The following is a 25,284-nucleotide window of genomic DNA, read 5'->3' as shown; positions in this document are numbered from 1 at the left end:
CGACGCCGCTTCGGACGGCCGACGGGCGTGCTGGAAGAGGGCTGGAGTAGCGTCTGAGGGCGAACGTAAGTACAAAAGGGCAACGGGATACGCGTCGCCGAGACGAGGACGAGGAGTACGGGCGGGCTGTGCACAGCGACGAGGGCGGGCCGGGTACGGCGCCCCGGTTCAAGCTGCTCGGACCGGTCCGGGCGGAGCTCGCCGGACGCCCGCTGAAGCTCGGCCCGCCGCAGCAGCGCGCGGCCCTCGCCGTCCTGCTGCTGCGCGACGGACGCTCCGCCTCGCTCGTCGACCTGATGGCGGCGCTGTGGGGCGAGGAGCCGCCGCCGCGCGCGGTCGGCACCCTGCGGACGTACATCTCGCGGCTGCGGTCCCTGCTGGAGCCGGCCCGCCGGGCCCACCAGCCCAGCCGGCTGCTGGTGTCGACGCCGGACGGCTACGCGCTGCGGATACCGGACGGGCTGCTGGACGCCGCCGAGTTCGAGCGGCGGCTCGCCGCCGCCGCGCGCGCCCGCGCCGCCGGCGACCCGGCCGCCGGCCACCGGGAGCTGAGGCAGGCCCTCGCCCTGTGGGACGGCACGGCGCTGGCCGGGCTGCCCGGCCCGTACGCGGAGCGGGAGCGCGACCGCCTGGGCGAACTGCGCGTCACCGCGCGTGAGGACCTCTTCGACTTCGCCCTGCGGCTGGGGCGGCACGCGGACACGGTCGCGGAGCTGCGGGCGTTCGCGGCGGAGCACCCGCTGCGCGAGCGCGCCCAGGGGCTCTTGATGCAGGCGCTGCACCGCGGCGGGCGGCAGGCGGAGGCGCTGGCGGTGTACGCGGAGACGCGCCGCATCCTCGCCGGGGGGCTCGGGGTCGAGCCGGGCCCGGAGCTGGCGGCCCTGCACACCACCGTGCTGGCGGGGGAGCCGTCGCTGCCGCCGACGCCGGAGCCGCTGTCGCCCCAGCCGCTGTCGCCCGAGCCGCTGTCGCCCGAGCCGCTGTCGCCGGAACCGCTGCCGGAGCCGCCGGGGGCGCTGTCGGGGACCGTGCCGGGCGTGCCGCCGGGGACGGGGCCGGGCGCGCTGCCGTCGCCCCTGCGGTCGCCATTGCCGTCGCCCGTGCCGTCGCACCCGGGGATACGGCCGGAGGCCCTGCCGGAGGCGAGGATTCCGGCGCAGCCGACGACTTCGCCGCAGCCGGCGTCCTCACCGCAGCCGGCGGCTACAGCACCGCAGCCGACGGCCACATCACCGCAGCAGCCGGCGGGCACACCACCGCAGCCGATGGCCGCACCACCGCAGCCGACGACTTCGCCGCAGCCGACGGCCACACCATCGCAGCCGGCGGCCACACCACCGGCACCGCCCGAACCCGCGCCGGCCCCGGCCCCCGGCGCGGAGCCGCCGCCCGCCGCCCACCTCCCCCTCCCGGCCCAACTCCCATACGACATAGCGGACTTCGTCGGACGGGAGAGCGTCGTCGAGGCGCTGTGCGACACGCTGCTGGCCACCGACGGGCGGGCCGTGCCGGTCGCCACGCTCACCGGGCTGGCCGGCGTCGGCAAGACGGCGCTCGCCGTGCACGCCGCGCACGCGGTGCGCGCGGCCTTCCCCGACGGCCAGTTGTACGTGGACCTGCGCGGCGGCGACCCGGACGCCATGAGCAGTTCGGCGGCGCTGGCGCACTTCCTGCGCGCGCTGGGCGTCGCCGACGCCGAGCTGCCGCGGGGGCTGGACCAGCAGGCCGCGCTGTACCGCTCGCTGCTCGCGGGCCGGCGGATGCTCGTACTCCTCGACAACGCCCGCGACACCAGGCAGGTGCGCCCGCTGCTGCCCGGCGCCCTGGGCTGCGCGGTGCTCGTCACCAGCCGCTCGCGGACGATCACGCTGTCCGGCGCGCGGCTGGTGGACGTGGAACTGCTGCCCGAGCGGGACGCGCTCGCCCTGCTCGCCGCCATCGCCGGGCCCGACCGCGTCGCCGTCGAACCCGTGGCCTCCCGGGAACTCGTCGCCGCCTGCGGCCGGTTGCCGCTGGCCGTACGGATCGCCGCCGCGCGGCTGGCGGCCCGGCCGAGCTGGGCCGTGGCGGACCTCGCGGCCCGGCTCCGCGACGAACGGCACCGCCTGGACGAACTGCGCGTCGACGACCTCGGCGTGGAGTGCGCCTTCCGGCTCGGGTACGCGGCGCTCCCCGACGACTTGGCCCGCGCCTTCCGCCTCGCCTCCCTCGCCGACGTGCCCGCCTTCAGCGCGGCGTCGGTGGCGGAGCTGCTGGGCGTCGACGCCGGCGAGGCGGAGCGGATGCTGGAGGGGCTGGTCGACGCGGGCCTGGCCGAGGTGCGTTACGGCAACCGGTACGGCTACCACGACCTGCTGAGGCTGTTCGCGCGGCGGCAGAGCGAGAGCACCGACGACCCCGAGGAGCGGTCGGCGGCGCTGCTGCGCCAGTTGGACCACGTACTGGCGACGGTCGTCACCGCGATGCGGCGCATCCGCCCGCACAGCATCGTCCCCGACCACCTGCACCGCACGACGGCGAAGGGCCGCGACCTGCCCGACGCCGAGGCGGCCCGCGAATGGCTGTGGAACGCGCATCCGCAGCTCCACGGCGCCGTACGACAGGCCGTCGCGGGCCGCCGCGCCGCGCTGCGCCCGGCCGTGGACCTGCTGGTCGCCTGGGCCGACCTGGTGCAGGGCACCGCCCGCCGGCACGGCCTCGAACCGCTCGTACGCGAGGCGCTGGAGGCCGCCCGCCGGCACGGCGACGACCGCAGCACCGCCCGCGTCCTGCGGCTGCTCGGCGCGCCGCACTACGGCCTCCAGACCTACGACCGCGCGCAGAGCGCGCTGCGCGAGAGCCGGCGGCTCGCGGAGGCCGCCGGGGACCCGCTGACCCGCGCCGAGGCCGCGCAGGACCTGGGCGCCATCCTCACCTCGCGCGGCCGCCCGGCCGAGAGCATCCCGCCCTTCGAACAGGCCCGCGAACTCTTCGAGGCCATGGGCGCCCCCAGCGACGCCGCCCTCGTCCGCGCCCTCCAGGCCCGCGCCTACAGCGCCATGGGCCGCTCCGCGGAAGCGGCCGCCGCCATCCGCGAAGCGGTCACCCGGGCCCGCGAACTGGGCCACCCCGACACCCTCGCCCACGTCCTCTACCACGTGGGCTCCGCCGCCCTGGCCGACGGCCGCCCCGCCGACGCCTTCCAGTACCTGCACGAGTCCCGCCGCCGCCACCACGCCGCCCGCGACCTCCGCTGGGAGGCCATCTGCTGGGCCCGCCTCGCCCACGCCGAACTCGCCGCCGGCCGCCCCGAAGCCGCCCTCGGCCGCGCCGAGAAGGCCCTCGCCATGGAATCCGGCCTGGGCGACGCCTTCTGCAGCGGCCTCGCCCGCGCCGCCCACGGCCGCGCCCTCCTGCGCACCGGCCACCGCCGCCAGGCCCTCGCCACCCTCCGGTGCGCCCTCGCCGACCTCCAGGACCACAGCGCCCACGAAGCCGCCCACGTCGCCGCCCTCCTCGCGGCCACGGAGGGCGAGAACTCGGCGGCGTAACAGGATGAGTCAGGCCGCCGGTTATCGATCATGAAGGCAGCGCCGCTGCCCCCATCTCTGCCCTCGCGTACCAGCCGAAATCGGCGGCGCCGTCTAGCGTGCCCAGATGACATCGCCGCCCAGCGGGCGCGCGGGCCGGGCCGTGACGGGTCCAGCCGGCCGCCCCTGCGGCCCCCGGGGCCGCCGGGGACTGATCGGGCATAGAACGCTGCCCCCGGTACTGCCCGTGCGTACGCGTCGCGCGAGGGACCCGTCGCGTTGACTGTCGACGGTGAGCATGTGGACTTCACTGGAACCGGCCGCGACCTCCGTCGACCCCGGGGCCAGCGCCGGTGTGCGCCTGCGTGTGCGCAATACGGGGGACACCGTCGAGGAGTACCGGCTGTCGCTGGTGGGCGACGCGGCCGGCTGGGGGCGGATCGAACCGGATGTGCTGCGGCTGTATCCGGGCGCGGAGGGCACCGCTCAGGTGGACTTCGCCCCGCCGCGCACCTCCGACTCCAAGGCCGGGCCCGTCCCCTTCGGCGTGCGCGTGCTGCCGCGCGAGAATCCGCAGGCCGCCGACGTCGCCGAGGGGCAGATCACGGTCGGCGCCTTCGCCGAGATGAACACCGAGCTGATCCCCCTCGTGGTACGCGGCCGGTGGCGCGCCACCGCGCAGGTCGCCGTCGACAACCTCGGCAACCAGCCGCTGACCACGTCCTTCTCCACCCGCGACAACGGCGACACGCTCTCCGTCGACCCCGACCCGGGCGCCGTGCAAGTCGCCCCCGGACGCGCCGGGTTCGCGCTGCTGCGCATCAAGGCCGGATCGATCAGTTGGATCGGCGGCACCCGCAAGCACCCATTCACGCTGTCCGTGCTGCGGGCCGGCGTCGCACAACCCACCGAGCTGCGCGGTACGTACGTCCAGCCGTCCATCCTGCCGCGCTGGCTGATGGCGATCCTGGGCCTGCTGCTCGCGCTGCTCATGATGTTCCTGGTGCTCTGGTTCCAGCACAAACCCGGCGTCTCCACGCAGGCCCGTGAGAAGTCGGGGGAGCTGACCAAGCTGCCCCAGGGCGAGATGTCGAAGGCCCCGAGCCCGCCGCCGACGCAGCAGCCGACCTCGACGCCCACGCCGGAGAAGCACGACGACGACGGCGACAAGAAGAAGGACGGCGGCGGCAGCGGCGGAGGCGGCGGCGAGAAGAAGAAGCCCAGCGGCCCGAAGCTCTACACCATCAAGTCCAAGGCCGGCGGCACCGGCTGGTACCTCCAGAACAACGAGGGCAAGCAGGAGGACGGCAACCCCGTCGGCCAGAACCCGAAGTGGACGGGCGACCGGTTCGGCAAGAACCAGTTGTGGATCCTGCACCACTACAAGGACGACAACACCTACGCCCTGGAGTCCGCCAGCGCCCCGGGCGCCATCCTGGACAAGCTGGTCAACCCGGACGGCTTCCACACCAACCTGCTCCAGATCTGGCACGCCAAGCCGGAGGACCTGAAGTCCGGCAACCTGCGCGTCAACCAGAAGTGGCGGATCGTGGACGCGCCCGGCGGCGAGGGCCGCAAGCGCATCATCAGCCTCGACGACGGCACGTGCGTCTTCGACATGGCGAACGACAAGGGCGCGACCACCCAGGGGTGCGCCGACCACGCACCCGAGAACATGGACTGGATGATCGCCGAGAAGTAGCGGCCCGGATGAGCGGCGGTCCACGGCCGCGTACATGAGCGGCGGTCCCCGGCCGCGTACGGGAGCGCCCGGCGGGGAGGTCGGTTCTCCCCCCGCCGGGCGCTTCCTCCCAGGACGGCCGCTCAGGTCACGACCACACCAGCGCCGGGCCCGGCACCAGGCGGCCCATCTTGCGGTACTCCCGCTCGGCCCCCGCCCACACGTCCGCCGCCGAGACCCGTTCGCCCCGGCCCGCCGCCCGGTACCCGGCCGTCACGGCCGCGCTGCGGATCGCGCCGCCGGACAGCTCGAACTCCTTGGCGCACAGCTCCAGCCCCAGTTCCGGCTCGCACGGCGTCGAGGCCAGGCAGCCCTCCCACAGCGCGACGCGCTGCGTCTCGTCCGGGAACGGGAAGTCCACCACCAGGTCCAGCCGGCGGGTGAACGCGTCGTCGATGTTGGCCCGCAGGTTGGTGGTCAGCACCGCCACCCCGTCGAAGGACTCCAGCCGCTGGAGGAGATAGGCGCTCTCCAGGTTGGCGTACCGGTCGTGGGAGCTCTTGACCTCCGAGCGCTTGCCGAACACCGCGTCGGCCTCGTCGAAGAGCAGCACCGCGTCCGTACGGTCCGCCTCCACGAAGATCCGCTCCAGGTTCTTCTCCGTCTCGCCCACGTACTTGTCGACGATCGCCGACAGGTCGACGACATACAGGTCCAGGCCCAGCTCCCCGGCCACGACCTCCGCCGACAGCGTCTTGCCGGTGCCCGACTCGCCCGCGAACAGCGCGATCACGCCGCGCCCCCGCCCGCCGCCCGTACGCAGCCGCCACTGGCCCAGCACCTGGTCGCGGTGGCGGGCGCGCTGCGTCAGCTCGCGCAGCATCCCCAGCGGCTCCTCGGGCAGCACCAGGTCCTCGAACCCGACCGCCGGCCGCACCCGCCGCGCGTGCCGGTCCAGCAGCGGCGCGGACTGCTGGCGCGCGCTGTGCTGCACATGGGCGGCGGTGAGCGGTCCGCCGTCGAAGGCGGCGAGCGCGGCGGCGGTACGGGCGGCCCGGCGGATCTGCGCGGCGCTCAGCCGGTACGCGGCCACCGTCTCGGCCAGCGCGAACCCCGGGTCGCCGATGGCGCCCAGCTCCGCCGACCACACGCCCGCCAGATCCACGACGTCCTGCGGCGCGTCCATCCCGACCAGCGCCGCGTCCGGGGCCCACCCCGGGTCGTACGGCTCCGAGCCGAAGCAGACCACCGTCGCGTCCGGCACGGCCAGCGCCTCGATCAGCGGGCCCGGCCGCTCCGGCACCGGCCCCACCACGAGGGCCGCCCCGCGCAGCCGCGCCTCCCGCACCAGCAGCGGCGCGACCCGCGCGGCGTCCTGCCCCGCGCGCTCCGGGTCGTAGCGCAGTACGGGCAGCCCGGCGGCGGCGAGCGCCTCGGCGGCGGGCTCCGCCGCGGTACCGGGCCGCCGCTCCCGCAAGTGCACGGCGAGCGGCCCGGCCGAGGCGAGCGCGGCGAGCCGCGCCGTGAACGAGCCGGACTCCGGCCCGTCGGTTCCGGGCCCGCTGAGCCCGGCACCGGCCGCCTCCGCGAGCCGGACGCCCGCCGCGCTCAGCTCCCCGTCGAGCGCGTCGTCGCCCAGCAGATGCGCCACCACCCGCTCCGGCACCCGCAGCGCCCGGCCCGGCAGCGGCCGGTCCTCGTCCTCGATGGTGAGCAGCCCGCCCGCGACGAGCGGCGCGGCCGAGTGGAAGCGGGCGCGGGCCGCGGCGTCGTACGGGCCGGTGCCCGCGAGATCCAGGGCGAGCGCGACCGTGGCGCGGCGCCGGCCGACATCGTCGTTGAGGTAGCCGTACAGCGGCTCGAAACCGCGGTCGGCGTCGGGGGCGAGCGCGGCCAGCAGGATGTGCGCGTCGAGCGGCGAGAGCTCGAACCGCCGGGCCAGCCGGACCAGCCGATCCGGCCCGTCCGATGCGCTCGGCCCGTCCGGCCCTGCCGGCCCTTGACTGGGGTGCGCGTCCCAGCCGCCCGCGGCCTCCTCCGTCAGGTCGCCGGGCCCGCCCGGCCGCGGCCCGGGGGCCGCCGCGAGCCGCTGGGCCGCTTCCTGCGACACGTACAGCCCGCGCAGCGGATCGTCGGCGGTGGGGTCGTCGGCGCTGCGGTGCTCCACGAGGGCGGCGACGCGCTCGCGCAGCAGCCCGAGCCGCCGCAGCACCGCCTCCCCGGCCGTGCCCTGTCCCTGGGGGCCGTCCGTACGGTCCATGCCGGCGCTCATCGGGCCACCGACCGCAGCAGCCGGTGCCCGCGGGGTCCGCCGCGCGGCGCGCCGCCGGCCCCGGGGCCGGCGCCCGGCACGGAGCGCAGCACGCGCGGCTGCGCGTCCCCGGGCACGCCGTCGACGCCCTTGACCTTGGTGACCGCCTCCGTGACCGGCGGCGCCACCTCGTACGAGGGCGAGACGGGGAACGGCACCGTGACCACCACGTCGAGGGAGGGCTTCAGCTCGCCGCCCAGGGCCGACCAGATGTCGGCGATGGAGCGGGACTCGGCGGGCGGCACGCCCACCGTCATCGGCAGGGAGAGTTCCAGGGCGGTGAGCGCCTCGGGCAGCGCGGCGGCCGGCAGGATCTCGTGCGGGAGCAGGCAGCCGAGCGCCGCCGACAGCAGCCGGTGCTCGTCCTGCGGCCGGGTCGTCCACGCGGTGAGCAGGTACGACAGCCGGAACCAGCGGGGCGGCTGGCGTCTGCGCACCACCATGCCGGACGCGTCCCGGACGTTGATCGCGCCGCGCTCGCGCCGGGCGACCTCCTCGCGGATGTCGTACAGATACGCGTTGAGGGTGGGCGCGTTGCGCCGCGCCGCCCAGTCGCGGGTGGGCGCCTCGAACACGACCTCGCCGGTGGAGTCCGGCAGCGCGCCGCCGCGCAGTACGCGCCGCAGCGCCTCGTCGACCTCGTGAATCACGTGCTGTCCCCCGAATGACGCCTCGGTCCCATCAGATGTATCCCTCCCGCAGCGCGTACGCGACGGCGTGCGCGCGGTTGTGCAGTTGCAGCCGTGTCATCAGGGCGTGGAGGACGTTCTTCACGGTCCGTTCGGAGTAGGCGAGCTTGTCCGATATCTGCCGGGTGTCCATCCCCTCCGCGACCAGCCGCAACACGTCGACCTCGCGGGGCGCCATGCCCAGCGTCGGTACGAACGAGGACGACGTGGAGTCCATGGCGGACCGCCGCAACCGTCCGACCTGGGTCAACAGCCTGTTGATCAGGTCGGGCGGCAGCTCCCCCTCGCCGCGCGCCGCGCTGTGCACGGCGCGCAGCAGCTTCTGCGGCGTGGCCTGGTGGCGCCAGAGGATGGCGCGCACGCCGTACTCCACGACGGTCATCAACTCCGGCTCGCGCAGTTCACTGGCGATCAGCACCACTCGCTGCTCGCCGCCTCTGACGAGGCGTCTCAGCTCGGCGCCGGCCGCCTCGTCCACACGGTCGACGAGCGCGACGGCGACGGTGCCGCGTGGCTCCTCCCCGGCGGTCGGGCCGGGGCGCTCCAGGAGTTCGACGGTGGGCTGGTGTTGCAGGTGGCTGATGACCCCGGCCCGGCTGAGCGGGTCCGCGGCGTGGACGACCACCGTGACGCGTTTATCGAGCACTGGTGTTCTGTTCCTTGTCTTCCCCCGTGTAGCGACAGTCCCAGAGTGCTCGGTAGTGCTCAACAAAAGATTGCCGAACGATCAACGGATCACTGATGGCGTGTCCAACAGGTGTCGATCCGGTGCCCGGACGTTCACATGAGGGCGGTAAGGCAGGGCACTCGGGGCGTCTCGTCGTGTCACAAGACCGAGCTCGGGGCGACCCTAGTCCCGCCGGTGACGCGCGGAACACCCCCGGCGGCGGCGAACGGCGAGAAAAAGACCACCCGCGCCGGGCCGTTGTCGGCCCCGCGCGGGTGGTCTTCGGCAGGTGTGCGGCGCTATTCGGCGGCGGGCGCCGCCTCGGCGGCCTCCTCGCCCCCGAACCGGGTGCGGTACGCGTCCAGGTCCTCGTCCGTGATCTTGGCGAAGAGCACCGGCGGCACCGTGAAGCCCGTGCCCGCGGGCACCCATGCCAGCGCCCGCGCCTCCTCGGCCGTGACCCAGGTCGCCGTGTCGTCCGGCAGCGCGAACGCGGCGCGCATCGCCTTCGCCGAGGACGGGATGAAGGGCTCGGAGACCACCGCGTACAGGTGGATGAGGTTCATCGCCGTACGCAGCGTCAGCGCGGCGCCGTCCTGGTCGGTCTTGATCTCCAGCCAGGGGGCCTTCTCCTCCAGGTAGGAGTTGCCCGCGCTCCACAGCGCCCGCAGCGCGGCGGCCGCCTTGCGGAACTGGAGCGCCTCCAGATGGCCCTCGTACTCGGCGAGCAGCTCGGCGATCTGCTCGCCCAGCTTCTCCTCGGCCTCGCCCGGCGCGCTGCCCGCCGGCACCGCGTCGCCGAAGCGCTTGCGGGAGAAGGACAGCACGCGGTTGACGAAGTTGCCGAGGGTGTCGGCGAGGTCCTTGTTGACCACGGAGGAGAACAGCTCCCAGGAGAAGGACGTGTCGTCCGACTCGGGGGCGTTCGCCATCATGAAGTAGCGCCAGTAGTCGGCGGGCAGGATCTCCAGGGCGTCGCCGGTGAAGATGCCGCGCCGCTGCGAGGTGGAGAACTTGCCGCCGTAGTAGTTCAACCAGTTGAAGCCCTTGACGTAGTCGACGCGCTTCCACGGCTCGCGGGTGCCGATCTGGGTGGCCGGGAACATCACCGTGTGGAACGGGACGTTGTCCTTGCCCATGAACTGCGTGTAGCGGACGTCGTCGGCCTCGTACCACCACGACTTCCAGTCGCGAGCCTCGTCGGGGGCCGCCTCCGCCCACTCCTTCGTCGCCCCGATGTACTCGATGGGCGCGTCGAACCAGACGTAGAAGACCTTGCCCTCGGCCGCCAGCTCCGGCCAGACGTCGGCCGGCACCGGCACGCCCCAGTCCAGGTCCCGGGTGATCGCGCGGTCGTGCAGCCCCTCGGTCAGCCACTTGCGGGCGATCGAGGAGGAGAGCGTCGGCCACTCCTCGGCGACCAGGTCGATCCACGCCTCGACCTCCGCCGCCAACTTCGACTGGAGGAGGAAGAGGTGCTTGGTCTCGCGGACCTCCAGCTCGGCGCTGCCGCTGATCGCGGAGCGCGGCTCGATGAGGTCCGTGGGGTCCAGCACCCGCGTGCAGTTCTCGCACTGGTCGCCGCGGGCCTTGTCGTAACCGCAGTGCGGACACGTGCCGACGATGTAGCGGTCCGGCAGGAAGCGGTCGTCGGCCAGCGAGAAGACCTGGCGGATCGCCCGCTGCTCGATGAAGCCGTTCTCGTGCAGCCGGCGCGCGAAACGCTGGGTGATCTCGATGTTCTGCGGCGAGGAGCTGCGGCCGAAGTAGTCGAAGGCGAGCCCGAACCCGTCGTAGATCGCCCGCTGCGCGTCGTGCTGCTGCGCGCAGTAGTCCGCCACCGGCAGCCCGGCGTCCTTGGCGGCCAGCTCGGCGGGGGTGCCGTGCTCGTCGGTGGCGCAGATGTAGAGGACGTCGTGGCCGCGCTGGCGGAGGTACCGGGAGTACACGTCCGCCGGGAGCATGGACCCCACCATGTTGCCCAGGTGCTTGATCCCGTTGATATACGGAAGGGCGCTGGTGATGAGGTGTCGAGCCATTGCAGGCTGCTCCCAAGTCGGTACCGGGTGTGACAATTTGGCCCGCGGGTCCACCGCGGGTTGTCAATATCGTATCGGAGGGCGATGGGCCACCCGCCCCGGATTTTTCCGCCGGACGGCCCGAGGGAGACGTTCGCGAAACATCTCCTGCTGTACACCCGCATCCTGGAAGGGGGCGAAGGGTGCAGAGGGAGATGAACGCCATCATGCGGGTACTGGTCGCCGAGGACGAGGAAGTACTGGCCGAGCTGGTCGCCACCGGCCTGCGCCGGGCCGGCTTCGCCGTGGACACCGTCTACAGCGGGGACGCCGCGCTGGCCTACCTCGGCCTGCACGACTACGACGTGGTCGTCCTCGACCGCGACCTGCCGCGCGTGCACGGCGACGAGGTCACCCGCCGGCTCGTCGCCGCCGGCTCCCGCACCCGCATCCTGATGCTGACCGCCGCCGGCTCCATGGAGGACCGGGTCTCCGGCCTCGACCTGGGCGCCGACGACTACCTCCCCAAGCCGTTCGAGTTCCCCGAGCTGATCTCCCGGGTACGGGCGCTGCGGCGGCGCAGCGCCCGGCCCACGCCGCCGGTGCTGGAACGTTCCGGCCTGGTCCTGGACACCGTGCGGCGCACGGCCACCCGGGACGGGGTGGCCCTCGACCTCTCCCCGAAGGAGTTCGCGGTCCTCCAGATCCTGCTGGAGGCCGACGGCGCGATGGTCAGCGCCGAGGAACTGCTGGAACGCGCCTGGGACGCGAACGCCGACCCGTTCACGGGCGCGGTCCGGGTGGCGATGAGCAAACTGCGCGGCAAACTCGGCGAACCGGCGCTGATCCGTACGGAGCAGGGCGTCGGGTACGCGCTGTGAGGGGGGAGCGCTCCGACGAGGGCGGCTCTGGTGGGGTTGGCGCCGGCGAGGTTGGCGCGGGCGAGGGCGAGACTGACTCCGCCGCCCCTGCCGATGCCGCCGGCTCCGGCCGGGAGAGGCGCGCGGGCCGGCGGGGCCATGGGCCGCGGAGGGGGCGGCTGAGGCGCCGCCGGGCGCACGGCCGTACGGTCCGTACCCGCGTCGCCATCGTCTTCGGCGGGGTCTTCCTCGTACTGGGCACCGCGCTGCTGGTCTTCGTCAACGTGCTCTCCAGCGCCGGCACCCAGGAGCGGGCGGGCCATATCCGCTCCGCGGCACAGGCGCGTTCCGGCCACCCGGTCGAGGTGTACGTACCCGTGCGCCGTATACCCCTCCCCGCGCCCACGTTCACCCCCGGGACGTCGGGGACGGCGCCGACCGAGGGGCCGTACGCCAAGGTGTACTGGATGCGGGAGATCGCCCAGGTCTCGGACGGCGTCAGTCAGGCCGCGTCCCAGCAGCTCGTCTTCTGGTCGGTGGTGGCGCTGCTGGTCACCGCGCTGCTCGCGGTCGGCGTCGGCTGGTGGACGGCGGGCCGGGTGCTGCGGCCCGTACACGTCATGACGGCCAAGGCCCGGCGGATCTCCGGCCGGAACCTGCACGAGCGCATCGGGCAGGGCGGCCCGGACGACGAGCTGAAGGAGCTGGCCGACACGATCGACGCGCTGCTCGGGCGGTTGCAGGAGGCGTTCGACAGCCAGCGCCGGTTCATCGCCAACGCCTCGCACGAACTGCGCACCCCGCTCGCCACTCAGCGCGCGGCGATCCAGGTGGGGCTGGAGGGCGGCCGTCCGTCGGCCGAGGAGCTGGCCGAGACGAAGGAGACGCTGCTGGCGACCAACCGGCGCAGCGAACGCCTCATCGACGGGCTGCTGGTGCTCGCGCGCAGCGAGCGCGGGCTGGAGAGCCGGGAACGGCTCAACCTCGCGGACGTGGTGGCGGAGGAGACCGCCGCGGTGCGCGGCCGCGCGGAACGGTCGAAGGTGAAGGTGACGGTGCGCGCCACGGACGCGCAGGTGTGGGGGAACAGGCTGCTGCTGGGCCAGCTCACCGGGAATCTGCTGCGCAACGCGGTGATCCACAACCATGAGGGGGGCACGGTGGACGTGCGGGTCGGGCCGCGGCTGCTGACCGTGCGGAACACCGGGCCGTTCATCGAGCCCGGGGAGGTCGAGGAGCTTTTCGAGCCATTCCGGCGGGGCGACGGCCGGGACCGGCTCGGCTCGGCGGACGGTACCGGGCTGGGGCTGTCGATCGTACGGTCCATCGCGCGCGCTCATGGGGGCGTGGCGGAGGCCACGGCCAACCCCGGGGGCGGCCTCACGGTGACGGTCCGGCTGGGCGAGACCAATGCCCCGAGGGGAAGGTTCCGCCCGGCGCCCCCGAGACCGTGAGGCACACGTCTTCCGCTACCGGTCGAGAATCCCGGCGGCGCGGGCTTCGGCCAGCCACTCCGGGAACTCGATGAGGAGTTCGCGGTAGAGGTCCGTGTCGGAGAGGGCGCGGGGGTCGGCTCCGGCGTGGAAGAACCCGGCGTTGTCGACCGCGCGCTTCTCCGGTACGGACAGGTCGTCGAGCTTCCGGAGGAAGTCGAACCCCTTGGCCTCGGGGTTCCCGAACCCGACGAACTGCCAGAAGATCGGCAGCCGGGCGGCGTCGCACAGGGCCTTCTCGGCGGCGGCCTTGCTGGTGGGGGCCCCGTCCGTCTGGAAGATCACGAGAGCGGGGCCGGCCGAGGCGGACTTCTCGTAGTGCTCCACGACGGCGTTGATCGCCCAGTGGTAGTTCGTACGGCCCATGTGGCCGAGGCCGGAGTGGAGTTCCGCGACGCGGCCGGCGTAGTCGTCGAACCCGATCTCGGCGGTGCCGTCCACGTCGGTGGAGAAGAAGACGACGGGTACGACGGCGGCGTCGTCGAGGTTGGCCGACAGCCCCAGGGCCTGCTCGGCGAGGTGCTGAACGGTGCCGTCCTTGTAGTAGTTGCGCATCGACCCGGACCGGTCGAGCACCAGATAGACGGTGGCCCGCTGCCCGGTGAGCCCGTGCTTCTCCAGCACGGCGCCGGCGGCCTCGCGGAGGGGGGCGAGGGGGTGGTCCGCGGCGGGCGACGGCTGGGGCTTCGGCGCGGGGGCCGGGTCGGGCAGCGGCCGCGGCTCCGGGTCCGGTACGGGCGAGGGCGCGGGCTGCGGTTCCGGCTTGGGCATCGGCGTCGGCCCGGGTACGGGCTGCGGCTCCGGGTCGGGCTTGGGCACGTCCGGCCCCGGAGCCGGGTCCGGAATCGGCGTCAGCGGCCCGGGATCGGGCACCCGCTCCCCGGTCGTCTGCGTCGGAAACGCCGCCCTCTTGCCACCGCCGGGGTTCGGCTCATGCGAAGGCCCCGGCACGGTGGGCCCGCCGGCGTCCGTCAACACCACCCCCGTCGCCGCGTCCGCCCCCGCACTCAGCGCCCCCTCCCCCACATCCACCCCGTCCTCCACCACAGCGGGCCCCCGCCCGCCCCCAGCACCAGCCTCCGCGGCCACGTCCCCCGCCACGGCGGGCCCCCGCCCGGAGCTCGCCTCACCCGCGGCGACGGCCGCATCGGCCTCCACGGCCAGCCCGCCTTCGGCGCTCGCCTCACCCGCGGCGATGGCCGCGTCGGCCTCCACGGCCAGCCCGCCTTCGGCGGCGCAGGTCTCGTCCACCGCCGAAACGGTGCTTTCAACAACAGCCGAACCCGCTGTCGCGTCCAGGGCCTCCTCGGTGTCGGCTGTCGCCGCGACGGCGGCGAGCGTCCCCGCGTCGGTAACGGCCTCCGAGGAAGGGGTGAGCGGGCCATCGACGGCAGCCGAGTCGGCTCCGCCCGCGTCCGTGACGGCGGTCAACGCCCCCGAGGCGCTGACCAGTCCGCCATCAGCCGCCTCCGCCGGAGCGGTAGTCGCGTCCGCGACGACGGCTGGCGCCCTTTCGGCGTCGGCCACGTCGGTGACGGCGGCCGGCTTCCTCTCGGTGTCGGCCGTCTCCGCGACGGCGGTGAGCGAGCCCCCGGCGACAGCCGCGCTGGCTCCGGCAGCGTCTGCGACGGTGTTCAGCGTCGCTCCGGCGAGGGCCGAGCCCGGGCCGCCCGCATCAGGGGCCTCCACGGCACCCCCGGCGTCGGACGAGCGGGGCCCGTCGCCCGCCGGAGTGGAACGCCCGGCGTCGCCTTCGGTCAGATAGTCCGCCACCGTGGACAGACGCGAACTGTCCCCAGCGGCCGCCGACCCCACGAGGCCAGCCAACGGCTCACCGCCACTAACTGACCCCCCGTCAGTAAAGGCGCCCGCGCCAGCGGCACCCACCCCGGCACCGGCGGCGCCAGTGGTGCCCACCCCGGCGCCAGCCGGGCTAGCGGCACTCGCCCCGGCGTCAGCCGAGTCGGCGTCAGCCAAGGTGCCCGCGCCAGCGGCGCCAGCCGAGCCAGCCGTGCCAGCGGCACCCGCCCCGGCGCCAGCCGAGTTGGCGTCAGCCGAACCGCCCGCGCCAGCGGCAACCGTCCCGGCGTCAGCCGAACCGGCGGCACCCACCCCGGCACCAGCCGAGTTGGCGCCAGCCGAGGCACCCGCGCCAGCGGCACCCACCCGGGTGCCAACCGACCCTCCGGCGTCAGCCGAGTTGGCGCCAGCCGAGTCGGCGTCAGCCAAGGCACCAGCACCAGCGGCGCCAGCCGCGCCAGCGGCACTCGCCCCGGCGCCAGCCGAGCCAGCCGCACCCGCGCCAGTCGAGATGGCGTCAGCCGGGCCACCCGCGCCAGCGGCACTCACCCCGGCGCCAGCCGAGTCGGCGTCAGCCAAGGTGCCCGCGCCAGCGGTGCCAGCCGAGCCAGCCGCGCCAGCGGCATCCGCCCCGGTGGCAGCCGTCCCAGCGGCACCCGCCCCGGCGCCAGCCGAGCCGGTGGCACCCACCCCGGCGGTAGCCGTCCCCCCGGCGCCAGCCGACCCGGTGTCAGCCGACTTGGCGCCAGCCGACCCGGCGTCAGCCGAAGTGGCGTCAGCCGAATTGGTGGGCGACCCGCTGTTCCGGGCGGCCTTGGACCGACCGAACGCATTCCGCAGCAGACTCCGAATGCCCATATGGAGCAGTCCTTCACGTGTCTCGGGTGCGATTTATGTCCGTAGTGCGGGGAAAAGTCCCCGAGGAGGACGGATACGTAAGGCTAGCCGTCACCCGGCGTGTTGCGCCTTCAGACCCTCCCGAGCCGCGCCGCCGCCGCGCGGAGAGAGCGGCCTCTGAAGGGCTTGCCGGACCATGGATCGGACTCCAGGCGTTCGCCGACGGTCCGCAACGTCCAGCCGTCGGGGCGCAGTTCGGGGTCGTCGAGTTCGGCGTGGGCGATGGGCACGGCGACGGGCGCGCCGGGCCGGGCCCGTACTGCATACGGGGACACGGCGGTCTGCGCGTACGCGTTGCGCTGCGTGTCCAGGTACAGCCGGCCGCCCCGGTCCGCCTTGCGGGCCGCCGTCGTCAGCCGCTCCGGGTGCCGCCGCTCCAGTTCCTCGGCCACATCGCGGGCGAACGCCCGCACGGCGTCGAAGTCCGACTGCCCATCGAGCGGGGTGAGCACATGGAGCCCGCGCGACCCCGTCGTCATCAGCCGCGTCGGCAGCCGTACGGCGTCGAGGAGTTCGCATACGCGCCGCGCCGCCCAGCGCACCGTCTCGAAGTCGCCTTCGCCGGGCGGGTCGAGGTCGAAGACGAGTACGTCGGGGTGGTCGGGCCGGTCCGCGTGGGAGAGCCACCGGTGCGGGGTGATGCACGCCTGGTCGGCGAGGTAGAGGAGGGTGGCCTGGTTGTCGCATACGACGTGGGTGACCTTGCCGCCCTCCTTGGGCAGCGTCGCGCGCCGTACCCAGTCGGGGAAGTAGTCCGGCGCGTTCTTCTGCATCAGGGGTTTGCCGCCGATGCCGTCGGGGTGCCGTTCCATCATGATCGGCCGCCCGCGGAGCTGCGGCACCATCAGCGGGGCGACCGCCCGGTAGTGGTCGGCGAGGTCGGCCTTGGTGATGCCGTCGTCGGGGAAGAGCACCTTCTCCGGCCGCTGGATCTCGACATTCCGTTTCGTGCTCACGGTGGCTACGGGTTTCCCGGCCGCCCCGATGACAAACCTGCCCCCGGGGCCGGACGAGTACCGGTCCCCGGGGCGGTGGGAGGGGGCGAAAACAGCCCGCCTCGGCCAGACCTAGCGGGCCCAGGGCGTGCTGTGGGCGAAGTGCTCGACGCTGCCGTGCGCGGCGGAGCCGCCCCCGCCGCCGAGCGCGGTCGCGGCCTCCGCGTACCGCTCCGGCGTGGCCGAGTGGGCCTGGCTACCGAGGGCGGTGGCCGCCTCGGCCGGGTTGCCGGAGTCCGCGGGGACCGCCAAGTGGATCGGCTCGGCGGCGTCCGCCTGGCGGTCGAGGGCGGTCGCGGCGTCCGCGTGCTGCGTGGGCGTGGCGGCCTCGGCCCGGTTGCCGAGGGCGGTGGCGGCGCTCGCCTCATGCGCCGGCGCGACGGCCTCGGCGTGGTGGGCGGGGGTCGCGGCGCTGGCGACGCCGGCGGTGCCCGCGGCGACGAGGACGGTACCGGCGGCGAGGCCGAAGAGCCGGCGCTGCTTCGGCGTGAACTTGCGGTGCTTCGACAAGGGATTTCCTCTGTCTCGAATGACAAATCACAAATGACAAACGACAAATGCCAAACGACAAATGACGGATGGCGCGGACCTGGGGCCTCGCGTGAGAGGAGTACGGACCCGAGCACGGGGAGGTTGCACGGTGCGGCGGAAGAAAATCCCCCGCCGCCCCGTGCAACCTCCCCTCCCCGCCTCCCGTACGTAAGAGGGGAGAGAGCACCGCGCGAGCGGAGCGGCGGAGGGTCGGCGAGCGTGAGGAAAGCGTGAGGGAAGCGGTCCGGGAGCGGGAGTTCCGGGAGTTCGCCGAGGCGCGGCAGGCGCGGCTCCGGCGCAGCGCCTACCTGCTGTGCGGCGACTGGCACCAGGCCCAGGACCTGACCCAGGCCGCGCTGATGAAGCTCTACGCGGCGTGGGGCCGCGTCCGCAAGGACGGCAATGTGGACGCGTACGCCCGTACCATCCTCACCCGCACCTTCATCGACCAGCAGCGCAAAGGCGGCTGGCGCGAGGAGCCGGTGAGCGAGCCGCCCGACCAGCCGTCGGCCGCGCCGGCCGCACCGGAGTTGCGACTGATGATGCAAGAGGCCCTGATGGAACTGCCGCCCCGCTACCATGCCGTGCTGGTCCTGCGGTTCTGGGAGGACTGGACCGTGGAGCAGACGGCGCAGGCGCTGCGGGTGACGCCGGGAACGGTCAAGAGCCAGAGCGCGCGCGGGCTGGCCCGGCTGCGCACGATCGTCGAGGGCCTGACCAGCGAATCGGTGGGGAGGTGACGCGGGGAATGGACGGGCCCAGGGACGAGCGCAGGGACGAGCGCAGGAACACCCGCATGGACGGCCGCCGGGACGCGTACGTGGAGGAGGGCCGGGGCGGGCACACGCCCCCGCATCCGCACATGGAGGAGCACGAGGACGACGCCCTGCACGCGGCCTTCCGCGATGTCCTCGGGGCGCGGCCGGAGCCGCCGCTGCCCAGCGTCACGGACGCGGCCGTAGCGGGCGGCCGCCGCATCCGGCGCCGCCGGGCGGCGCTCTCGGTGGCGGGGGCGCTCGCGGTCGTGGCCGTCACGGTCACCGTGGCGGTGGGCGTGGTCCGGCCGTCCAACTCCGACCGGGTTCCGGCGCCGATCGCCCCCGCCGGCACCACGGGGCCGACGGTCCCCGTACCGCCGCCCGTACCGCCCTCGTACGATCCGGCCGTGCCGGACCCGGAGAGGTCGAAGGACGCGGCCGACCACCGGGGCGGGGCGGACGGCCCCGCGACGCGCTTCCCGGCGTCAGGGGAGAGCGGGGAGAGCGGGGAGAGCGGAGCGAAGGGGGCGACGAGTCCCCCGGCGCTGGGGACTCCGGCGAACCGTTCACAGGCCCAGTCGCAGGATCACGCGGGGGCGGGGTCAGGCGCGCAGTCAGGGGCGGCGCGGTCAGGGGCTCATTCGGGAGCCGCCGACCCGGCGGCGCGCTGAGCGACGAACGTACGGGCCGGTCCGGTCCGGACCGCCTGAGCCCGCCCGGGACGACGAATCGCCGGGCGGGCTGGTGGGCCCACCCGGCGATTCGATGCCGCGATGCGCGATGCGCGATGCGCGAGACGCGATGCGCGATCAGGCGCTCACGCGAAGACCAAAGACCGGTGAAGCGAGACCGGAGAGCGACGGCGCTGCGACGACCGCCGCCCCAGTTCAGCCGGACTGCCGGCTCAGGCGAACTGCCAGTTCAGCCGGACTGCCGGCTCAGCCGGACTGCCAGTTCAGCCGAACTGCCAGTTCAGGCGGACTGGCGGTGCTGCTGCTGCTGTTCCGCGGCGGTCCGCACATGGTCGGTGTTGGGGTGCCCCTGCGCGGTCTCCGCGGCGGGCGGGCCGGGGGTGACGGTCGCGGCGGCGGCCGGCTCGGACGGCTTCTGGGAGTCCTCGGAGCGCATGGCGCGCGCCTCGGACTTCAGGATGCGCGCGGACTTTCCGAGGCCGCGGGCGATATCGGGCAGCTTCTTCGATCCGAACACCAGGAGGGCCACCACGACCAAAACGATCAGGTGCCAGGGCTCCAGTCCGTTGCGCAACACAGCGGGGTCTCGCTCTCAGCAGGGGATGCGTGGGCCTGCCCCATTATCACCTGCTTGGCGTATTGCGCGACTGCGCGATCGATCAAGAGTGAGCAAAGCCACCCGTTCCGGCCCAGCGGTGGCGGTGGCGGCGCGGCGGGGAGAGGGTTGGACGCAACGGGACCAGATGGCTGGGCGGAGACGAATCGGAGATCACCATGCGGGCAGTCGCGGTCACGGAATTCGGCGCGGAGCCGCAGGTCATGGATCTGCCGCAGCCCGAGCCCGGCCCCGGCGAGGTGCTGGTGCGGGTCGCCGTGGCGGCCCTGAACCCCCTCGACTGGAAGATCGCGGACGGCATGCTGCGGGACGCCATGCCGCACGCCTTCCCGCTGGTGCTCGGCGTGGACGGGGCGGGCGAGGTGGTGGCCGTCGGCCCCGGGGCCGACCGGTACGCGCTGGGCGACCGGGTGTTCGGCCAGTTCATGCGGCTCGGTGCGGGCGGCGGCTCGTACGCGGACTTCGCGGCGACCGCGGAGGAGGCCGTGGCCCCCGCGCCCTCGCGCGCCACCCTGATGACGGCCGCCGCGCTGCCGACCGCCGGGATGACGGCCTGGAACCTGGTCGAGGAGGCGGGCGTACGGGAGGGGGACCGGGTGCTGATCGTCGGCGCGACGGGCGGCGTGGGAACGTTCGCGACGCAGTTCGCGGCCGGGCGCGGCGCCGAGGTGATCGTCACGGCCCGGCCGGGCGCCGCCGTCCTGATGTGCGACCTCGGGGCCGCCGAGACCATCGACCACAGCCACGGCCGCATCGCCGAGCAGGTGCTCTCCGCGCACCCCGAGGGTGTCGACATCGTCATCGACCTGGTGCACGACGCGTCCGCGCTCACCGATCTGGCCCGGATCGTACGGTCCGGCGGCACCGTCGCCTCCACCATCGGCGCGGCCGACGCCGCGGCCCTGGAACTCCACGGCGTACGGGCCCTCAACGCCCAGAACTCCCCGTCCTCCGCCCTTCTCTCCACCCTCGCCACCGAACTCGACGAGGGCCGCCTCACCGTGCTCATAGGGCACGAGACGACGCTGGAGGAGGCCCCGGCCGCGCTGGCCGCGAGCAGAAGCGGCCGGGCGCGGGGCAAGACGGTCATCAGGGTGTGACGCGGGCTTCCGCGCCGCGGGCGAGCAGCGCCAGTTCCGTACCGGCCAGCAGGAACGCCCCGACGCCGAAGTCCGCGGTGCTGCCGGGGCCGACGGGCTGCCCGGACTCGGGACGGTCGCCGGTGCCCTGTACGTAACCGAGGAACCCGTCCTGGTGGACGGCGGTGGTGACGAGGCCGCGCCAGGCGCGGGCGGCGACCGGCCCGAAGTCGCGGGCGGGCACGAGCCCGGCCCGCAGCGCGTACGCCGTGCCGTAGGCGAGGAACGCCGTACCGCTGGTCTCCGGGCCGGGGAAGTGGGCGGGGTCGGCGAGGCTGACGTTCCAGAACCCGTCGCCGCGCTGCACCGCGCGGGCGGCGCGCAGCAGCCGCACCAGGGCCGCCCGGTACTCGGGTACGTGCGCGGCCGTGCGCGGCAGCGCCTTGAGCGTCTTGACGAGCCCGCCCGCCACCCACCCGTTGCCGCGCGACCACAGGACGGGCCGGCCCGCGGGCGAGACGATCCCGCCGGGCAGGAACCGCTTGTCGCGGAACCACAGCCCGGTCACCGGATCCAGCAGCCCGGGGCCGCCCTCGGCGCGCGCGGTGTGCGTGTAGAGCCGGTGGAGTTTGTCCCAGTACGGGGCGTCGTCGCGCAGCAGCCCGAGGCGCGCGAAGGGCGGCATGGCCATGTGCAACGCGTCATCCCACCACCAGTCACCGTCCCCGCCCGGCCGCTCCCCGCCGGCGGCCATACGGCGCACCGACTCCCCGATGGCCTCGATCTGATCCGGGTCCCGGTCCACCGCGTACAGGTCGAGGTACGCCTGCCCCGCGCACTGGTTGTCGGCGTGCCGCGTGGCGACGCCGCCCTTGAGCCCGTACGCGTGCTGCTCGGCCCACCCGCGCGCGTAGCGGAGAGAGCGCTCCTCCCCGGTCAGCCGGTACAGCGCCATCAGCCCGCTGAAGAACGTGGCCCGCGCCCACCCGTTGTCCCCGGGCTCCCCGTGCGCTCCCACCCAGTGATCGGCGACCCGCCGCAGCACCCCGCACACGTCCTCGTACGCCCCACCCGCCGCCACAGCCCGCCCCGCCACCCCCGCCCCACCGAACGCCAGCGCAGCCCCCAACGCCGCACCGGAACCGAGCAGCCGCCGTCTGTCCACGGAACCACCTCCAGGCCGGGGCTCATATCGTGAACGCACATGCTTGGCATGTCCATGGATGCGCATCCGTCAATGGATCGGCGACACCACGCCCGCTCCGAACGGCCGGGACTGGTTTGGGCCGCCAGGGCGACGACGCCCCGCTCAGGTCAGCCGACGGTCACGGACCATCCGCCGCGGGAGAGGGTGAGCACACCGTCGGGGGTGATGCTCGCCCGCGCCCCGTATGCGTGGAGCCTCCCGTCCACGAGCCACTGGCGGCGGATGCGGTCGAGTTCATCCCATAGGCGGCGAGGACCGCCCTGGACGACGTGCGCGGGCTCATCTCGCAGAGCCGTGGCCTTCGCCCAGGAGCCGTCCGGGTGGGCCATCCACGCCGTTCTGCGGCTGTCGCCCCGCTGGAAGCGGTGTTCTACGCCGGGTACTTCCAGCGAGAAGGTCGACCAGAGTTCCCACGCTTGCCGGACGTCGACGACGGGGTAAGGGCTGACGGATTCCTCGCTGTCGCTCTTCTCCTCGAATTTCTCCTTGAAGGCGCCCATCTCTTCGAAGGGGCCCGGCGGGTAGCCATCGCCATGATGGGCGGTCATGAACCCCGCGCCCTCGCACTCGACCTGCCCGACCGCGCCACCGTCCGCCCGCTTGTCGGCGGTGAGGATCAGGCCGGTGTCGGCGAGGGTGGTGACCAGGCGGCCGCCGGGGTTCAGCGCGGCCAGCAACGGCGCGGGGACCGAGGGCAGGGAGACGGTCGAGACGACGCGGTCGTACGTGCCCGGGAGCGGGCCGGTGATGTCGCAGACCCGGACCGTAGGGCGCAGCCCGATGCTGTCGAGCCGTTCGGTCGCCGCGGCGACCAGGTACGGGTCCACGTCGATGCTGGTGACCAGCGCGTCCGTGAGCCGGTGGCAGGCCAGCGCGGTGCCATAGCCGGAGCCGGTGGTCACGAGGGTGCGGGAGTCGTCGGCGAGCTTCGCGTGCTGGTACATCCGCATCACCAGCCAGGGGAGCGTGGACGAGGACGTGGGCACGCCGTCCGCCTTCTCGCCCGGTTCGGCGTGGTCGGCGTGCCGGGAGCCGATCCGCGTGACGAGCGAGGTGTTGCTGTAGGCGACGCGCATCCACCGCTCGGGATCGCCGGCCCCTACCCCCAGCGTTCTGCCGTCCGCGCCGTCCCCCCACCAGCGGGGCACGAACACATGGCGCGGCGTCGACGCGATCGCTGGACGCCAACGGGACTGCGGGTGGGCGACCTCGGCGGCCAGGCTTTCGGCGTGGGGCCGCCAGTCGGGCGACGTCATGTCTCATGCCTCCGGGTGGTGCGGGAACTTGGGCAGGCACGCGGGCTTGCCGGGATCGCAGGGCGAGTCCTTGGGCACACACGGGTCCACCCCCGGTGAAGGCTGGCAGGAATCCTCCCTGGGGGTACAGGCGCCCGGCGCGCAACTCCCCGCGGCGCGCGGAATCGCGGCCATGCGGCCCGCCCACTCCGGCCCGCTCAAGATCTCGGCGAGGGGCTGCCGCCGGACGTCGCCGGCAGCCATCCAGCGGGCCATGACGCACGGGGTGACGATGCCGTCGGGACCGACGGCGGCACGGTCCGTGCCGCAGCGCCCGCACAGTTCCGCCGGGGCGCCGGCGTCCAGGCGGGTGGTACCGCCGTTGCCGATGGCGCGTACCCGATCCACCCCGATCTCTCCGGTGACGCCGAGCCGCCGCAGTTCGGCACGGGCGCCGTCGGTGTTCTGTCCGTCGGGCCCGTCGAGCACGTGGATGATGCCGACGCGCAGCGGGATGCCTCGCTGGACAGCTTCGGCGATGTTCGCTTTGGTACGGCCGTAGGAGCCGCGCCCGCCGGTGACCTTCTCGTGTACGGCCGCGTCATCGCTGTAGTACGAGGTGGCAAGGGTGACGCCGTGCCGCGTGAACGCGCGCCACATCGACGGGCGGATGTGGACCAAGTTGGAGAACACCTCTACTCGGATGCCCAGCGACACGGCATGACCGATGAGCTGGGGGAGGCGGGGGTGACGGGTTGGTTCCCCACCGATGTACTGCACCATGGTGACGCCGAGGCCGGCGGCTTGGTCCAGGAGCGTGAACCAGTCCTCGTCGGTCATGGTTCCGTGGCCCTTGGCCGGCCCGGAGCGGGCGTAGCAGTGCATGGGGCAGGTGTTCTGGCACTGGCCGGTGATCTCCAGCGCGAGCGATGTCACGCCGATGGCGCCACGCTCATCCAGGGTGGTCAACGCACTCTCCTTCGGTTGCTGTTCCGCCGACGGCTCGGCCGCCGTACCCCTTTCGCGGCGCTTTCGCCGAACCTGAGAGCAGCGTTCCGTGTGCGTGAGTAGCCTCACCAGTAGTGACGGCTGGACACCACCAACTGTCCGGAGAAACACGGGAGTTCGCACGTATGACCGCTGAAACTGACGGTGCCGACCTCACCGACCCCGCCTCGTCGGCGCTCGCGCACTTCGGACACGAGGTCAAGCTGGAGCGCGAAGCGCTCGGTATGCCGCGTGCGGCCTTCGGGAAGGAGGCGAGTTGCGGGTACGACCTCGTGGCCAAGGTGGAGAAGGGGCAGCGGGTGCCCCCGAGGGAGTTCGCGGAGACCTGCGACCGCGTGTTCCCGCACGCCAACGGGCGCTTCCTCCGCCTGTGGCCGCTCGCGCTGAAGTTCGCGTACCCGACCTGGTTCCGTAAGTACGTCGAGCTGGAGGAGAAGGCGACGTACATCCGGCTGTTCCACCCGCTGCTCGTGCCGGGGCTGGTACAGACGGAGGAATACGCGAGGGCGGTCCTGAGAGGAGGACGGCCGGACAGTCTCGATGACGCCGTCACGATCCGCATGGAGCGGCAACGCGTGCTCGCCAAGGAGGACCCGCCCCGGTTGTGGCTCGTGCTGAGTGAGTATGTGCTACGCCGCAAGGCTGTGGGCGACGCTGCTGTCATGCGCGGCCAACTCCAGCGGCTCAGGGCCATTGCCGAGACCCCTCGTAACGTCGTGCAGGTCCTCCCGGAGAACGTCCACGGTCGAAGCAACCCGTTCGGCATCCTTTCCTTCCCCGATGGTGCCGACGTGGTGCACGTCGACGCGTTCCCTACCGGGTACGTCGTTGCTGACACAGTTCCTGTGGCAGAGGCACAGAATGCCTATGATCTGCTCAAAGCAGGGGCTCTGCCCCCGGATGAATCGGCAGCCCTGATCGACAAGATCATGAAGGACGTGCACGTATGACGCCTGCTCAGCAGTTCCCCGCCGACGTGTGGCGCAAGTCGAGCTACAGCGACTCGAACCAGGGCGAGTGCCTTGAGATCGCGGACGGCTACGCCGACGTTCCCATACGCGACTCCAAGCGTCCCCATGGGCCCGCCCTCGTGTTCTCCGCCGCCGCATGGTCGGCGTTCGTGCAGGCCGTCAAGGGCGGCTAGGGCGCTTCTGATGGCTCTTGGATGGTGTCGCGGAGCCAGATGACGATTGCGGTGCAGGTGAGGGTGCCGTTGTAGATGTAGTCGCGTTTGTCGT

20 protein-coding genes are annotated in these 25,284 nt (G+C 73.6%); 9 read left to right on the top strand and 11 right to left on the bottom strand.

Features of this window, described 5'->3' with window-relative positions; translation table 11 throughout:
- The first annotated feature begins 128 nt into the window (after positions 1-128).
- Positions 129-3,530, top strand: coding sequence for an AfsR/SARP family transcriptional regulator (locus tag IF55_RS15585; RefSeq protein WP_048832020.1), 3,402 nt, complete (start codon positions 129-131; stop codon positions 3,528-3,530).
- A gap of 277 nt (positions 3,531-3,807) precedes the next feature.
- A complete protein-coding gene (locus IF55_RS15580) occupies positions 3,808-5,211 on the top strand; it encodes a DUF4232 domain-containing protein (RefSeq protein WP_051776199.1) in 1,404 nt (467 codons plus the stop codon).
- A gap of 127 nt (positions 5,212-5,338) precedes the next feature.
- Here the strand turns inward: IF55_RS15580 and IF55_RS15575 are convergent, their stop codons facing one another.
- The 4 genes from IF55_RS15575 to metG form a co-directional block, all read right to left on the bottom strand.
- Positions 5,339-7,462, bottom strand: a complete 2,124-nt coding sequence (locus tag IF55_RS15575; RefSeq protein WP_211269998.1) for an ATP-binding protein — start codon at positions 7,460-7,462, stop codon at positions 5,339-5,341.
- Positions 7,459-8,151, bottom strand: a complete 693-nt coding sequence (locus IF55_RS15570) for a Pvc16 family protein (RefSeq protein WP_048832019.1) — start codon at positions 8,149-8,151, stop codon at positions 7,459-7,461. The genes IF55_RS15575 and IF55_RS15570 overlap by 4 nt, the downstream gene beginning before the upstream one ends.
- 31 nt (positions 8,152-8,182) lie before the next feature.
- Positions 8,183-8,836 carry a response regulator transcription factor gene (locus IF55_RS15565; RefSeq protein WP_030886981.1) on the bottom strand — a complete coding sequence of 218 codons (654 nt, stop codon included), beginning with the start codon at positions 8,834-8,836 and terminating at the stop codon, positions 8,183-8,185.
- 320 nt (positions 8,837-9,156) lie between these two features.
- Positions 9,157-10,896 carry a methionine--tRNA ligase gene (gene metG / locus IF55_RS15560; protein ID WP_030886979.1) on the bottom strand — a complete coding sequence of 580 codons (1,740 nt, stop codon included), beginning with the start codon at positions 10,894-10,896 and terminating at the stop codon, positions 9,157-9,159.
- Positions 10,897-11,102: 206 nt separating this feature from the next.
- On the opposite strand from metG, the gene IF55_RS15555 reads away from it, so the two are divergent.
- Both IF55_RS15555 and IF55_RS15550 read left to right on the top strand, forming a co-directional pair.
- The gene (locus IF55_RS15555) at positions 11,103-11,756 is read left to right on the top strand and encodes a response regulator transcription factor (protein ID WP_030886976.1); all 654 of its coding nucleotides are present in this window, start codon (positions 11,103-11,105) and stop codon (positions 11,754-11,756) included.
- A 158-nt stretch (positions 11,757-11,914) separates the two neighbouring features.
- Positions 11,915-13,189: a sensor histidine kinase gene (locus IF55_RS15550; protein ID WP_048832040.1), complete on the top strand. Its 1,275-nt coding sequence runs from the start codon at positions 11,915-11,917 to the stop codon at positions 13,187-13,189.
- Between the two features lie 15 nt (positions 13,190-13,204).
- Here the strand turns inward: IF55_RS15550 and IF55_RS40605 are convergent, their stop codons facing one another.
- From IF55_RS40605 to IF55_RS15535, 3 genes are all read right to left on the bottom strand, one after another.
- On the bottom strand, positions 13,205-15,055 hold the full coding sequence (locus IF55_RS40605; protein WP_245661215.1) for a VWA domain-containing protein: 1,851 nt from the start codon (positions 15,053-15,055) through the stop codon (positions 13,205-13,207).
- Between the two features lie 941 nt (positions 15,056-15,996).
- Entirely contained in the window at positions 15,997-16,881 is an 885-nt protein-coding gene (ligD, locus tag IF55_RS15540; RefSeq protein WP_030886969.1) for a non-homologous end-joining DNA ligase, read from the bottom strand.
- Positions 16,882-16,992: 111 nt separating this feature from the next.
- Complete coding sequence (locus IF55_RS15535; RefSeq protein WP_048832017.1) at positions 16,993-17,430, bottom strand: hypothetical protein; 438 nt, start codon at positions 17,428-17,430, stop codon at positions 16,993-16,995.
- A gap of 251 nt (positions 17,431-17,681) precedes the next feature.
- On the opposite strand from IF55_RS15535, the gene IF55_RS15530 reads away from it, so the two are divergent.
- Both IF55_RS15530 and IF55_RS40600 read left to right on the top strand, forming a co-directional pair.
- Positions 17,682-18,191, top strand: a complete 510-nt coding sequence (locus IF55_RS15530; protein WP_030886963.1) for a SigE family RNA polymerase sigma factor — start codon at positions 17,682-17,684, stop codon at positions 18,189-18,191.
- Positions 18,192-18,199: 8 nt separating this feature from the next.
- A complete protein-coding gene (locus IF55_RS40600) occupies positions 18,200-18,880 on the top strand; it encodes a hypothetical protein (protein ID WP_037966188.1) in 681 nt (226 codons plus the stop codon).
- A gap of 301 nt (positions 18,881-19,181) precedes the next feature.
- Here the strand turns inward: IF55_RS40600 and tatA are convergent, their stop codons facing one another.
- Complete coding sequence (gene tatA / locus IF55_RS15520; protein ID WP_037966185.1) at positions 19,182-19,478, bottom strand: Sec-independent protein translocase subunit TatA; 297 nt, start codon at positions 19,476-19,478, stop codon at positions 19,182-19,184.
- Between the two features lie 197 nt (positions 19,479-19,675).
- Between tatA and IF55_RS15515 the strand changes: the two genes are divergently transcribed.
- Positions 19,676-20,617: an NADP-dependent oxidoreductase gene (locus IF55_RS15515; protein WP_030886955.1), complete on the top strand. Its 942-nt coding sequence runs from the start codon at positions 19,676-19,678 to the stop codon at positions 20,615-20,617.
- Here the strand turns inward: IF55_RS15515 and IF55_RS15510 are convergent.
- The 3 genes from IF55_RS15510 to IF55_RS15500 all read right to left on the bottom strand — a co-directional run bounded on the left by IF55_RS15510 (position 20,607) and on the right by IF55_RS15500 (position 24,007).
- Entirely contained in the window at positions 20,607-21,761 is a 1,155-nt protein-coding gene (locus IF55_RS15510; protein ID WP_030886953.1) for a glycoside hydrolase family 88 protein, read from the bottom strand. The two genes, IF55_RS15515 and IF55_RS15510, sit on opposite strands and share 11 nt — an antisense overlap.
- Before the next feature lie 149 nt (positions 21,762-21,910).
- Positions 21,911-23,059, bottom strand: coding sequence for a methyltransferase domain-containing protein (locus tag IF55_RS15505; protein WP_030886949.1), 1,149 nt, complete (start codon positions 23,057-23,059; stop codon positions 21,911-21,913).
- Positions 23,060-23,062: 3 nt separating this feature from the next.
- Entirely contained in the window at positions 23,063-24,007 is a 945-nt protein-coding gene (locus IF55_RS15500; protein ID WP_048832016.1) for a radical SAM/SPASM domain-containing protein, read from the bottom strand.
- Positions 24,008-24,171: 164 nt separating this feature from the next.
- Between IF55_RS15500 and IF55_RS15495 the strand changes: the two genes are divergently transcribed.
- On the top strand, positions 24,172-24,996 hold the full coding sequence (locus IF55_RS15495) for a helix-turn-helix domain-containing protein (protein ID WP_030886944.1): 825 nt from the start codon (positions 24,172-24,174) through the stop codon (positions 24,994-24,996).
- Complete coding sequence (locus tag IF55_RS15490; protein WP_030886942.1) at positions 24,993-25,190, top strand: DUF397 domain-containing protein; 198 nt, start codon at positions 24,993-24,995, stop codon at positions 25,188-25,190. The genes IF55_RS15495 and IF55_RS15490 overlap by 4 nt, the downstream gene beginning before the upstream one ends.
- Positions 25,191-25,284: the final 94 nt, after the last annotated feature.

The organism is Streptomyces varsoviensis (assembly GCF_000718635.1).
GTDB lineage: Bacteria > Actinomycetota > Actinomycetes > Streptomycetales > Streptomycetaceae > Streptomyces > Streptomyces varsoviensis.
Note: the sequence above shows the minus strand (reverse complement) of the source record. Positions and strands in the feature narration are given on the sequence as shown.

Bases quoted from the DNA above. Each gene is read 5' to 3' on its own strand.
- IF55_RS15580 (WP_051776199.1), top strand. From the start codon at position 3,808: ATGTGGACTTCACTGGAACCGGCCGCGACCTCCGTCGACCCCGGGGCC.
- IF55_RS15575 (WP_211269998.1), bottom strand. From the start codon at position 7,462: ATGAGCGCCGGCATGGACCGTACGGACGGCCCCCAGGGACAGGGCACG.
- metG (WP_030886979.1), bottom strand. From the start codon at position 10,896: ATGGCTCGACACCTCATCACCAGCGCCCTTCCGTATATCAACGGGATC.
- IF55_RS15555 (WP_030886976.1), top strand. From the start codon at position 11,103: ATGCGGGTACTGGTCGCCGAGGACGAGGAAGTACTGGCCGAGCTGGTC.
- IF55_RS40600 (WP_037966188.1), top strand. From the start codon at position 18,200: ATGGACGGGCCCAGGGACGAGCGCAGGGACGAGCGCAGGAACACCCGC.
- IF55_RS15515 (WP_030886955.1), top strand. From the start codon at position 19,676: ATGCGGGCAGTCGCGGTCACGGAATTCGGCGCGGAGCCGCAGGTCATG.
- IF55_RS15505 (WP_030886949.1), bottom strand. From the start codon at position 23,059: ATGACGTCGCCCGACTGGCGGCCCCACGCCGAAAGCCTGGCCGCCGAG.
- IF55_RS15495 (WP_030886944.1), top strand. From the start codon at position 24,172: ATGACCGCTGAAACTGACGGTGCCGACCTCACCGACCCCGCCTCGTCG.
- IF55_RS15490 (WP_030886942.1), top strand. From the start codon at position 24,993: ATGACGCCTGCTCAGCAGTTCCCCGCCGACGTGTGGCGCAAGTCGAGC.